The organism is Nonomuraea longispora (assembly GCF_004348345.1).
Classification (GTDB): domain Bacteria; phylum Actinomycetota; class Actinomycetes; order Streptosporangiales; family Streptosporangiaceae; genus Nonomuraea; species Nonomuraea longispora.
In genome coordinates this window covers 1-11,218 of record NZ_SMJZ01000252.1, presented here as the reverse complement: position 1 = coordinate 11,218, position 11,218 = coordinate 1, and the positions used below count along the sequence as shown (strand labels likewise).

The 11,218-nt window shown below is 73.4% G+C and carries 13 protein-coding genes and 1 pseudogene; 7 read left to right on the top strand and 7 right to left on the bottom strand.

The genetic code is table 11. The features are described from left to right. From E1267_RS46950 to E1267_RS39240, 3 genes and pseudogenes are all read right to left on the bottom strand, one after another. A pseudogene (locus E1267_RS46950) lies at positions 1-122 on the bottom strand (monooxygenase); the annotation flags it as partial. Positions 123-135: 13 nt separating this feature from the next. Next, positions 136-657 carry an isoprenylcysteine carboxyl methyltransferase family protein gene (locus tag E1267_RS39245; RefSeq protein WP_132340642.1) on the bottom strand — a complete coding sequence of 174 codons (522 nt, stop codon included), beginning with the start codon at positions 655-657 and terminating at the stop codon, positions 136-138. A gap of 34 nt (positions 658-691) precedes the next feature. After that, the gene (locus E1267_RS39240) at positions 692-1,744 is read right to left on the bottom strand and encodes a type III polyketide synthase (RefSeq protein WP_132340640.1); all 1,053 of its coding nucleotides are present in this window, start codon (positions 1,742-1,744) and stop codon (positions 692-694) included. A 116-nt stretch (positions 1,745-1,860) separates the two neighbouring features. Here E1267_RS39240 and E1267_RS39235 point away from each other — a divergent pair, with 116 nt between their 5' ends. After that, positions 1,861-2,733, top strand: a complete 873-nt coding sequence (locus tag E1267_RS39235; protein ID WP_132340638.1) for a UbiA family prenyltransferase — start codon at positions 1,861-1,863, stop codon at positions 2,731-2,733. Here the strand turns inward: E1267_RS39235 and E1267_RS39230 are convergent. Both E1267_RS39230 and E1267_RS39225 read right to left on the bottom strand, forming a co-directional pair. Beyond that, a complete protein-coding gene (locus tag E1267_RS39230; protein WP_246064556.1) occupies positions 2,723-3,886 on the bottom strand; it encodes an NAD(P)/FAD-dependent oxidoreductase in 1,164 nt (387 codons plus the stop codon). The two genes, E1267_RS39235 and E1267_RS39230, sit on opposite strands and share 11 nt — an antisense overlap. A gap of 99 nt (positions 3,887-3,985) precedes the next feature. After that, positions 3,986-4,171 carry a hypothetical protein gene (locus E1267_RS39225; RefSeq protein ID WP_132340634.1) on the bottom strand — a complete coding sequence of 62 codons (186 nt, stop codon included), beginning with the start codon at positions 4,169-4,171 and terminating at the stop codon, positions 3,986-3,988. On the opposite strand from E1267_RS39225, the gene E1267_RS47500 reads away from it, so the two are divergent. The 5 genes from E1267_RS47500 (at position 4,170) to E1267_RS39205 (ending at position 8,043) form a co-directional block, all read left to right on the top strand. Continuing rightward, positions 4,170-4,301: a hypothetical protein gene (locus tag E1267_RS47500; protein WP_281283749.1), complete on the top strand. Its 132-nt coding sequence runs from the start codon at positions 4,170-4,172 to the stop codon at positions 4,299-4,301. The genes E1267_RS39225 and E1267_RS47500 overlap by 2 nt on opposite strands. Positions 4,302-4,325: 24 nt before the next feature. Beyond that, positions 4,326-4,997 (top strand): DUF2306 domain-containing protein, encoded by a 672-nt coding sequence (locus E1267_RS39220; protein WP_246064554.1) that lies wholly within the window; start codon positions 4,326-4,328, stop codon positions 4,995-4,997. Between the two features lie 276 nt (positions 4,998-5,273). After that, entirely contained in the window at positions 5,274-6,479 is a 1,206-nt protein-coding gene (gene trpB / locus E1267_RS39215) for a tryptophan synthase subunit beta (RefSeq protein WP_220449894.1), read from the top strand. Then, positions 6,476-7,291: a tryptophan synthase subunit alpha gene (trpA, locus tag E1267_RS39210; RefSeq protein ID WP_132340630.1), complete on the top strand. Its 816-nt coding sequence runs from the start codon at positions 6,476-6,478 to the stop codon at positions 7,289-7,291. Before trpB ends, trpA begins: the two co-directional genes overlap by 4 nt. Continuing rightward, positions 7,288-8,043: a GntR family transcriptional regulator gene (locus tag E1267_RS39205; RefSeq protein ID WP_132340628.1), complete on the top strand. Its 756-nt coding sequence runs from the start codon at positions 7,288-7,290 to the stop codon at positions 8,041-8,043. The genes trpA and E1267_RS39205 overlap by 4 nt, the downstream gene beginning before the upstream one ends. Before the next feature lie 2 nt (positions 8,044-8,045). On the opposite strand, the gene E1267_RS39200 is transcribed toward E1267_RS39205, so the two are convergent. Next, positions 8,046-8,888 carry a LysR family transcriptional regulator gene (locus E1267_RS39200; RefSeq protein ID WP_132340626.1) on the bottom strand — a complete coding sequence of 281 codons (843 nt, stop codon included), beginning with the start codon at positions 8,886-8,888 and terminating at the stop codon, positions 8,046-8,048. Positions 8,889-8,960: 72 nt separating this feature from the next. Here E1267_RS39200 and E1267_RS39195 point away from each other — a divergent pair, with 72 nt between their 5' ends. Beyond that, the gene (locus E1267_RS39195) at positions 8,961-10,172 is read left to right on the top strand and encodes an MFS transporter (protein ID WP_220449892.1); all 1,212 of its coding nucleotides are present in this window, start codon (positions 8,961-8,963) and stop codon (positions 10,170-10,172) included. A gap of 28 nt (positions 10,173-10,200) precedes the next feature. Here E1267_RS39195 and E1267_RS39190 read toward each other — a convergent pair whose 3' ends face one another. Further along, entirely contained in the window at positions 10,201-10,941 is a 741-nt protein-coding gene (locus E1267_RS39190) for a VOC family protein (protein ID WP_132340624.1), read from the bottom strand. Positions 10,942-11,218: the final 277 nt, after the last annotated feature.

Here is an 11,218-nt window from a genome sequence, read left to right as displayed (position 1 = left end):
CCCTCGCCGCACGCCTTGTCCACGGGACAGGCCCGCGGCTCGACGACGACCGCCTCCATCCCCGCCAGCGCGGCGTGCACGGCCGTCGCCAGCCCCGCCGGGCCGCCGCCCGCGATCAGCACGTCGATCACGCGGTCACCGCTCCGAAGCGGACGCGAGAGCCGCGTTCTCGCAGCGGATGCGCACCACCATCAGCACGGCGTTGAGCACCGTGAACGCCAGCGCCGTCACCCAGGCCGTGTGCACCAGCGGCAGCGCGAGCCCTTCGACCGCCACAGCCACGTAGTTGGGATGCCGCAGCCACCCGAACCGGTACGGGCCGCGCGTCACCAGCGGCAGGCCCGGCACCACGATCACCTGCGTGTTCCAGCGCGGCCCGAGCGAGGCTATGCACCACCACCGCAACCCCTGGGCCGCCACCACCAGCGCCAGCATCGGCCAGCCGAGCGCGGGCAGGAAGGGCCGATCCGCCAGCGCGACCTCCAGCGGCGCGCAGACGAGCAGCCCGGTGTGCAGGGCCACCATCCACGGATAGTGGCCCTGACCGCTGACGACGCCGCCACGCGCCATGCTCCACGCGGCGTTGCGCCGGGCGACGACCAGCTCGGCCACGCGTTCCAGGCCGACCAGGAGGACGAGCAGCAGGTACCAGGTCATAAGGCAGCCACCAGCGTTCGGGTCATGGGCGCGGTCACCAGCGGATCAGGACGAGTTCCGAGCAGAAGCCCGGCCCCATGGCGATGATCAGGCCCCAGGTTCCAGGTTCGGGCCGCCGGGTGGCGAGGGTGTCGCCCAGCACGTGGAGGACCGAGGCCGACGACAGGTTGCCGTTGGCCGCCAGCGAACGCCACGTCACGTCGAGCGCTCCCGCGGGCAGGCTGAGCACGTCCGACACGGCTTCGAGCACCTTCGGCCCGCCGGGATGACAGACCCATGCCGTCACCTCCTCCGCCGTCACGCCGTACTCGGCCAGGAAGCCGTGCACGTCGCCGGGCAGGTAGCGCCGCACGACCTCCGGGACGCTCGCGTCCAGCATCACCTGAAACCCGGTGTCGCGCACCCGCCATCCCATGACGTGCTCGGAGCCCGGATACAGGTGGCTGCGCGTGGCCACCACGGTGGGGCCGGCCGTTCCGCGACCGCCGCCGCAGGCCACCACGGCCGCCGCGCCGTCGCCGAATAATGCGCTGGCGACCAGGTTCGCGGGGGAGGAGTCGCCCCGCTGCACCGTGAGCGAGCACAACTCCACCGACAGCAGCACGGCCACGTGCTCCGGCCAGCCGCGCAGGTAGTCGTGGACCCTGGCGATGCCCGCCGCCCCCGCCACGCAGCCGAGGCCGAAGACGGGCACCCGCTTGACGTCGGGCCGCAGGCCGAGCGCCGCCGCCAGCCGGGCGTCGATGGAGGGCGCGGCGATGCCCGTCACCGACGTGAACATGATCAGGTCGACTTCGGTCGGCTCCAGCCCGGCCGCGTCCAGGGCGGCCTTCACGCTCTCCAGCCCGAGGTCCACGGCGACCGAGACGAAGGCGTCGTTGGCGGCGCCGAAGCCGTTGAGCTTCTCGTACCGCTCGATGGGCAGGGCGAGGTTGCGGTAGTCCACCCGGGCGCTGCGGTGCAGGCGGTCGAGGAGGCGCCGGTCGCCGTTCTCCGGCAGGCACACGCGGGCGGCCATGTCGGTGAGCTCGGACTGCGCGTACCGGTGAGGAGGGAAAGCACAACGGACTGCGGCGATACGGGTCATGCAGCTCTCCCTGGGCGGCCGGCAACTCCTGCTTCGCAGTTTCCCGTCCCACTGGTCATTTAAGCCACACCAGGCGCGGGATTCTCGGCGGCGGCCGCCCGGTCTACGATCGGCTTGTGAGGGACCGCGACCCCGCGGCCGCCGCCGTCGTGCGCGACGGGCCGTGGCGGCCCGCCGTCGGGCTGGTGCGCGCGTGCCATCCCGGCCCGACCGTGGCGGTGACCGCCCTGGTCACCGCGCTGGCCGTGGCCACGGGGCGCGACGCGGCGGGGTGCGTGCTGGCAGGGGCGGCCGTGCTGGCGGGGCAGCTCTCGATCGGCTGGTGCAACGACGCGCTCGACGCCCAGCGGGACGTGGCCGCCGGGCGCGCGGGCAAGCCCGTGGCGGACGGCACCGTCAGCGCGCGTGCCGTCCGCATCGCCGCTCTCGTGGCGCTGGCCTGCTGCGTGCCGCTGTCGCTGGCCTCCGGCTGGCGGGCGGGCGCGCTGCACCTCGCCGGGGTGCTGGCGGCCTGGGGGTACGACCTCGGGCTGAAAGCGACAGTCCTGTCATGGGCCCCGTACGCGGTCGGGTTCGGCGTGCTGCCGGCCTTCGTGACCCTGGGTCTGCCCGGCGAACCCTGGCCCGCGTGGTGGGCGGTCCTGGCCGCCGCGCTGCTCGGCGTGGGCGCTCATCTGGCCAACGTGCTGCCGGACATCGAGGATGACCTGGACACCGGCGTACGCGGCTGGCCGCAGCGCATGGGCGCCTCCCGCGTTCGGCTTCTGATCCCCGTACCGCTGCTGGCCGCGACCCTCCTGCTCGTCCTCGGCCCCGAAGGCGCTCCCGGCGTTGCGGGCCTTGCGGCCGTGGCCGCCGCGTTCGTCCTCTCGGCCACGGGGGTGTCGGCGGCGTCCAGGTCCGCGCGGGTGCCGTTCGTCACCGCCGTCGCCGTGGCGGCGGTGGACGTGGTCCTCCTGATCGCCGAGGGCGCCTCCCTCACGGGGTGACCCGCGTCGCGGACCGGCCTGCGCGCAGGGATCCGCGCAGCCACCGCATCCCCACGGCCAGCGCGAGCGGGGCGGGCACCGTCCCGGCCCCGAGCCCCACCTCCACCAGCAGGTCGAACACCTCCTTGCGATGGGCGGCGGTCTCGATCGCCGCGTCGATGAAGCCGGGGGACTGGGCCAGCCGGGCCAGCACGTCCGTGGTCCGCAGATGCCGTCCGAGCGCCCGGCGCACCTTGCTCCGGTACAGCGCCAGCGGATCGTCCGGCGACTCCACCGCGGCCTCGGCCGCCAGCCGCCCGGACAGCAGCGCGTAGTAGATGCCCTCGCCGGTGAGCGGGTTGATCAGCCCCGCCGCGTCACCGGCGAGCAGGACCCGTCCAGCGCCGGGCGCCGGCCGACCGGTCGAGAGCGGCAGGTGGTGGGCACGAAGCTCACGGGGGTGCAGACCGGGCAGCAACTCGGCGAGCCGGCCGTGCAGCACCTGACGTCCGGGTGCCCCCACCGCGCGCAGCCGGGGGAGCAGCATGCCGAAGCCGATGTTCGCGGTGCCGTCGCCGATGGGGAACGACCACGCGTAGGCCGGCCAGCCCGCCTTCTGCATGGCGATGAGCTGGACATCGTCCTCCTCGGGCACGTCGGCGTAGCCGCGCACGGCGATGGCGGTGTGCTCCTCGGCGGCGGGCGCCAGGCCGATCAGGCGGCGCACGACCGAGCCGGCCCCGTCGGCCGCCACCACCGTACGGGCCCGCAGCCGGCCGTCGATCACCACCCCGGATCCGTCGGGGACGAGATCCCTGACACGGTGCCTGCGTACCTCGACGCCCCTGTCCCGCGCGGCGGCCACCAGCCGGGCGTCGAACACCCGGCGCGGCACCACGTGATTGGGCCGCGCGGCCTCGGCGGAGACCCGCACGCCGCCCGGCGAGACCACGGTCAGGCGCGGCGTGGGCCGGTAGTCGTCGATGAGCGCAGGCACCCCCAGCAGAGCCAGCTCGTCGCGCCCGTGGGCGGCGATGCCGTCGCCGCACGGCTTGTCACGGGGGAAGTCCGCCCTGTCGAGCAGGAGCACGCGCGCCCGCGGCCGTAGTTGCGCGGCGCGTAGCGCCGCCGCCGAGCCCGCTGGTCCCGCTCCTACGATCACCACATCCCACATGGGGTCCATGCGAGGTCTGTCCCACCCTGCGCGCGACCAGAAACTCATCACCTTCCGCATTCCCGGGCCAGGAGCGGGAACCGGTCGCGACGCCGTCCGTCAGAGCGGCTTGAGGCGTGTCCTGAGCAGGCAGAACTCGTTGCCCTCCGGATCCGCCCCACCCAGGCGCAGTCGCCCTGGCCCGCATCGACGCGGGTGGCCCCGGTCGAGGGCCTTCGCCCAGAACCTGGCCAACCGTCCGGGATCGCGGCAGTCCACGATCAGCGCACCGATGCGTAATCCCATGGCAGCACCGCAGGGCACCGCGTTCGCGGCCGTCGAACCCCCGAGGGGGCCGTACGGCGTTCGGTACGCGGTCGTCCGGGAGCGTGGCACGATGAGCAACCGGGTGAAGCCTGTCGGGCCGGTCGAGTGATCACTTACGAGCATGGGAGTCTGCATGACCACCGCTTCGACCATGGGCAGGCGCCGGCGGACGTTGTGGGGGTTGATGGCCGTCTCCGCGATCGGCATCGCCGCCTTCGCCGTGCCGCCGTACCTGAGTGGTGACCCGGCCAACAGCAACCTTGCCATCAATCCGGACGCGACGCTCCATTTTCTGTCGCTCGTGGTGCACGCCGTTCCGTCCGGCCTGGCGCTGCTCATCGGCCCCCTGCAGTTCCTCACGCCGCTGCGCGACCGCCATCCCCGGCTCCACCGGATCGCGGGTCGCGTCTACATGGTCTCGGTGGTGTGCGGCTCGCTTGCGGCGCTCTTCGCCGCGACGTTCTCGGTCAGCGGGTTCCCCGCCCAGGTCGCGTTCTACGTGCTCACGGCGGCCTGGCTGTACTCACTGGTCCAGGCCTACCGGTGCATCCGCCGCGGTGAGGTGCGGCTGCACCGGATCTGGATGATCCGCAACTACGCCCTGACGTTCGCCGCGGTCACCTTGCGCGTCTATCTGGTCATCGGCATGGTGCTGAGCAAGCAGTACACCTGGCTGACTTTCGAGGACGTCTACACCGCCAGCGTGTGGGCCTCCATCCTGATCAACGTGATCGTGGCCGAATACGTCATCGTCCAGGGCATCGTGGCGTCCACGGCCCGCCGGCGGCGGCGCGAGTCCGCGTGACCCGCGCCGGCCGTCACGCCCGGCCCGGCGGAGCGTGAGGGGTGACGCGGACTTGAGTCAATCAAGCTCTCATCGTCAACGGAGCGCGAGCTGCGCGGCCTGGTCAACGGACTGGCCCAGCACATCGCCGGTCGCGTGTGCGCACCCGACCGACCGTCGCGCCACCGGGCCCAAGCGCTGACATCCGCACGCCCCGATGGTGGCGTGCCCACGTCCCCCGTGTCAGACTAGCTGTTATAGAACTCTTCCATGAGTTATAGAACAAAGGAGCGCGGTATGCGAGACGTGGCGCTGCGGCGTGAGCCGGTCCCGCCGGACGGGACGATGGGCGGGCCCCGGGCGGGGGGCCGGTTCGGCGAGTACGGCGGCCGATACGCGCCGGAGTCCCTGGTGGAAGCGTGCCGCGAGGTCGACGAGGCGTTCCGGGAGGCCTGGGCGGATCCCGGATTCCGCGACGCCCTGGCGGGGCTGCTCGCCGCGCACGCCGGGCGGCCCACCCCGCTCACTCCGGCCGAACGGCTGTCGGAGGCGCTGGGCGTGCGGCTGTACCTCAAGCGCGAGGACCTCGCCCACACCGGGTCCCACAAGATCAACAATGTGCTGGGCCAGGCTCTGCTGGCCACCCGGATGGGACGGCGCAGGCTGATCGCCGAGACCGGCGCGGGCCAGCATGGTGTGGCCACCGCGACCGCCGCCGCCCTGCTCGGGCTGGAGGCGACGGTGTTCATGGGGGAGCGCGACATCGAGCGGCAGGAGCTGAACGTCTTCCGCATGCGCATGCTGGGCGCCGAGGTGATCCCGGTGACCGCGGGCAGCCGTACGCTGAAGGACGCCACCAGCGAGGCCATGCGGCACTGGGTGGGCGCGACCGGCGACTCCCACTACTGCATCGGCTCGGTCATCGGGCCGGATCCCTACCCGTGGATGGTCAGGGAGTTCCAGCGGGTCATCGGCGACGAGGCCCGCGGGCAGTGCGCGGCCGAGCTGCGTACCGGCGTGCCCGACCACGTGGTCGCGTGCGTCGGCGGCGGCTCCAACGCGGCCGGCACCTTCGCCGGATTCGCCGACACCCCGGCGCGGCTGGTCGGCGTCGAGGCGGAGGGCGGCGCCGGCGCCGCCCGCGGCCGGCTCGGCGTCCTGCACGGCTGCCGCTCGCTTTTCCTGCAGGACGGCGACGGGCAGATCACGGAGGCGCACTCCATCGCCCCCGGGCTCGACTACCCGGGGGTCGGCCCCGAGCACGCCCACCTGCGCGACCTGGGCCGCGCCCGCTACGTCACGGTCACCGACGACGAGGCGATCAGCGCGGCGGTACGGCTGGCGCGGACCGAGGGCATCGTCCCGGCACTCGAATCGGCGCACGCGCTCGCCTGGGTGATCCGGGCGGCGGACGAGGGTGACCTGCCCGCCGGATCGGCGGTGCTCATGACGTTGTCCGGCCGCGGCGACAAGGACGTCTCGACCCTGAAGGAGCTGCTGTGACGAACCCGACCATGACCGCGGGCGCGGTCGAACGCCACCTGCGCGCCCGCAGGGACGCCGGCCGCGGCCTGCTCATGCCGTACGTCACCGGCGGTATCACGCCCGGCTGGACCGACTACCTGCGGGCGTTCGCCGACGCCGGGGCCGACGCGATCGAGGTGGGCCTGCCCTTCTCCGACCCCACGCTGGACGGCGTCACCATCCAGCAGGCCGGCCAGACGGCGCTGGTCCGGGGCGCGAGCACCCGACGCATCCTCGCCGACCTGTCCGGCATGGCGGACCTGGGCGTGCCGCTGGTGGCGAGCACCTACTACAACCTGGTGCAGCACGACGGCCCCGAGGCGTTCTGCGCCGCGCTGCGCCGGGCCGGCGTCGGCGGCCTGATCGTGCCCGACCTGCCGGTGCACGAGGCGGACGAGCTGACGGACGTGGCCGCCGCAGCCGGGATCGAGCCCGCCCTGCTGGCCTCGCCGGCGACGCCCCAGCCCCGGCTGGCGGAGATCGTGTTCCGCAGCCGCGGATTCGTCTATGCCGTGTCGCTGATGGGCACCACCGGCGAGCGTGCCGCCCTCGCCGTCTCCGCGGCGCAGCTCACCGAGCGGATCAGGCGCGTCACCGACCGGCCGGTCTTGCTAGGATTCGGCATCTCCACCCCGGACCAGGCACGCGAAGCCCGCCGGCACGCCGACGGCGTGGTGGTCGGCGCCGCGGTCATGCGGCGCGTGCTCGACGGGGCCGGGCCGGACGACCTCCGGGCCTTCCTCGCGACCCTGCGTAAAGCTCTCGACCAGGAGTGTGACCGCCCACGATGACCGCCGACGCCGTGCACGAGACGAGATATCGCGCCATCGCCGCCGACCTCGCCGCGAAGATCCGGTCAGGCGACTACGCCCCGGGGGAGGCGCTGCCGCCGCAGCGGGAGCTGAGCGCCTCCTACGGAGTGACCCTCATGACCCTGCGCCAGGCGTTGCGTCAGCTCAGCGACGAGAGGTTGATCGTGCAGCGGCCCGGCAAGGGCACGTTCGTCGCCCCGCCCCACCTGGCGTATCAGCTCGACTCACTCCGCAGCCTGGTCGACGACCTGCGCCAACAGGGTCACGACGTACGCACCGCGGTGGCCGGGCGGGCGGTGCGCCGGGCTCCCGCCCGGATAGCCGCGGAGCTGCGGCTGCGTCCCGGCGAGACCGCCCTGCGGCTGGAGCGGGTCCGCGAGTTCGCCGGACGTCCCGCCGTGCACCAGGTGTCGTGGGTACGCCGGCCGGTGGCCGACCGGATCCGCGACCGCGACTTCACCGCCGTCAGCCTCTACACGGCACTCGCCGACGCGGGCGTGGCGGTCGCCAGGGCGTCCGAGGTGGTCAGGCCCGGCCTGCTCGACGCCGCCGCCCGCCACCTTGACGAGCCCCAGGGCAGCCCGGTGCTGGTCAGCACCCGGATCACCTACACGCTCGACGCCACGCCCGTGGTGTCCGACCATGCCACCATCCTCGGCAGCATGATGGAGATCCGCACCGAACGCGCCGCCACCGGCCTCTCACTCACCTGGGGCGCCGCCACCGGCTGAGCTCAGATCGTACGCCGGAGCGCGCTTTCCACGGCGTCGGTCAGCGGGTCGCCCTCGGTTCGCGGATGCCGCGCGAGACCGAGCTCGACGTCCGGCAGGACGGGCAGGGCGTCCGCGTCGTGACAGGCCATGCCCGGCTCGAGGTTGGCGGGCATGAGCGCCGCGACGCCCAGCCCGGCGCGTACGGCGGCGAGCACGCCGACCAGGCTGTTGCTCTCGAACGCCACCCGCCAGGGCCGGTCGGCGCGATCCATCGCTTCCAGCACCGACGTACGCCAGAAGCACGGGTTGGAGAACAGCACCACCGGCAGCGGTTGGGCGGCCGGGTCCACGCCCGTGCCGACGGCCCACACCAGCGGGCGGCGCACGGTCCAGCGCGGCGGTCCGGGAAGGGCCGGCACCTCGTTGAGCACCAGGTGCACCCGGCCGGTGTCGTACGCCTCCCGCATCGCGACGTCGGCGACGCTGAGCACCTCCAGCGTCGCGCCGGGGTGGAGCCGGGCCAGGTCGGCGAGGACCTGCGACAGCTGGGACGCGGCCAGGTCCTCGAGCAGCCCGACGCCGCAGTGACCGGTGAGCGCGCGCCCGGTCTCGGTGAGCGCCTGCGCGGACAGCGAGAGGATACGTTCGGCGTACGGCAGGAGCTCCTCGCCGGCCCGGGTCGGCAAGACGCCCGACGGCGAACGGTGGAGCAGCGGGTGGCCGACGGCGCTCTCCAGCTTGCGCACCTGCTGGCTCAGCGCGGGCTGCGTGTGCCCGAGCGCGGTCGCGGCGCGGCTGATGCTGCCCGCCCGCACGGCGGTGACGAACGAGCGCAACAACGCGATCTCAAGATCCTTGGCCATAAGCATCCATTATGACAGCCCCAACGAATTAAGTACTTCCTATGGCGTGCCGGGCGTTCTAGCGTCACGCGGGTGACCGGATACCGACAGGTGCTCGCCGTCCCGGGGATGGCGTCGCTGCTGGGCGTCTCGATGCTCGGCCGCACCGCGATCACGGCTGCCGTGATGGCGTTGACGATGTACGTCGTGCTGGGCCTGGACATGAGCTACGCCGCAGCCGGGGGTGTCGCGGCGGCCCTGACCGCCGGGCTGGCGCTGGGCGGGCCGCTGCTCGGCCGCATGATCGACCGTCGTGGCCTGCGCGCCGTGCTGCCGGTGACCGTCGTCCTGCAGGCCGTGTTCTGGCTGAGCGTGCCGATCCTGCCGTACGGGCCCCTGCTGGGCGCCGCCTTCGCGGCGGGGCTGGCGATGGTGCCGGTCCTGCCGGTGACCAGGCAGGCGATCGCCGCGATGACGCCGGCGGGGCAGCGCAGGGCCGCGTTCGCGCTGGAGTCGGTGCAGGGCGAACTGTCGTACGTCGTGGGCCCCGCGGTGGTGATCCTGTGCGCCGCGAACATGTCCCCGGGCGTGGTGGCGTGGGGGATCGGCACCGCGATCGTGGCGGGCGGAACCGGGATCGCCCTGCTCAACCCGCCGATGCGGGCCGGGAGCGAGCCGGACGCCGGCGGCCCGGCCGGACGGCCCCCGCGCCGGCAGTGGCTGGGTGCCGGCATGATCGCCGTACTGGCGATGGGGTTCGGCACCACGACGCTGCTCAGCGGCATCGACCTCGCCATCGTCGCCACGCTCGAAGAAGAGGGCCAGGTGTCCTGGGCCGCCGTGGTCATCGCCGTGCTCGGCGTGGCCTCCGTCGCTGGCGGGCTGACGTACGGGGCACTGCCCCGGCCGCTGCCCACCTGGGTGCTGCTCGGCCTGCTCGGGCTCGTGACGATTCCCGCCGGGCTCGCCCATGACTGGCGCTGGTTGTGCGTGGCCGTGACCGTCGCCGGCTTCCTCACCGCGCCGACCCTGTCCACGATGGCCGACGCGGCGAGCCGGCTGGCGCCGGCGGGCGTGCAGGGTGAGGCGACAGGGTTGCAGTCGTCGGCGCAGAGCGCGGGTTTCGCACTCGGGTCACCGATCGTCGGGCTGGCGATCGACGTCTCCGCCCCGGCGGGCGGCTTCGCGGCGGCCGGGCTGGCGGGGCTCGCCGCCGCGCTGACCGGCTGCTTGCTGTCCCGCCGTACGTCGCATCGGCCACCCGCCCCGGCTCGTCGTGAGCCGGCCGCAACCCGGTCAGACTGACCGCGGAGACGACCTCCCGCTCCGTGTGTCAGGCGGGGGCGCCAAGGACGCAGAACTCGTTGCCCTCCGGGTCGGCCAGCACCTTCCACGAGACGTCGCCCTGGCCCACGTCGGCAGGCGTCGCGCCGAGGCCCCGCAGCCGGGCCACCTCGGACGCTTGGTCGCCGCCGGGGTAGGGCAGCACGTCGAGATGGACGCGGGTCCACACGTCGTGGTCGTTGGGCCGGCGGACGAACTCCAGATATGGCCCGACGTTGCCGGCGGAGCGCAGCCGCGCGTGATCGTCGCTCACCTCGAGGAGGGTCCAGTCGATCGCCTCGCCCCAGAACCGGGCCATAGCCCGCGGGTCTTCGCAGTCGACGACCACCGCGGCGACCGGCCCGGTGTCCCGGTAACGCTCTCGAGGCTCCAGCACGCAGAACACGTTGCCCTCCGGGTCGGCCAGCACCGTCCACGGCACGTCGCCCTGGCCCACGTCGGCAGGCGTCGCGCCGAGCTCCCTTAGGCGCGCGACCCATTCCGCCTGGTGGTCCGCGGAGGCGGTGGCAAGATCGAGGTGCACGCGGTATTTCACCGTCTCGGGGTCGGGAACGGCGACGAGATCGACGCACACGGCGGCCGGGTCCGGCCAGACGGACTTCACAGGCAGGACGTTGGTCACCCCAGGCCCTTCGCTGTCGATGTCCCAGCCGAGTGCCTCCGCCCAGAACCTGCCGAGCGCCGAGTCGTCCCGCGCCTTGACGTTCACCTGTACGAGTCGCAATGCCATGCCGCTCACACTATGACGGTTGGGCCGCGCCGCTGACGGGGCGGGCACGACCCGTCGTTAGGGTAAAGTTCCCCGTTGGCCGGACCGCGGACGCCGCTGTCCTGACGCACCCGGCCCCGGACGACCGCACCGGCGGTCGCCCCCGCACGAGGTAAGGACCACAGACGCGCGCATGCCCTTGATCACCACCGCCTGCTGCCCGCCGTGACCCTCCCTCGATAGCGTCGCCCGGCCTGCCGCCCTCCGCGAGCGTGCGCCGCCGTTCCCTCGCTTGCCC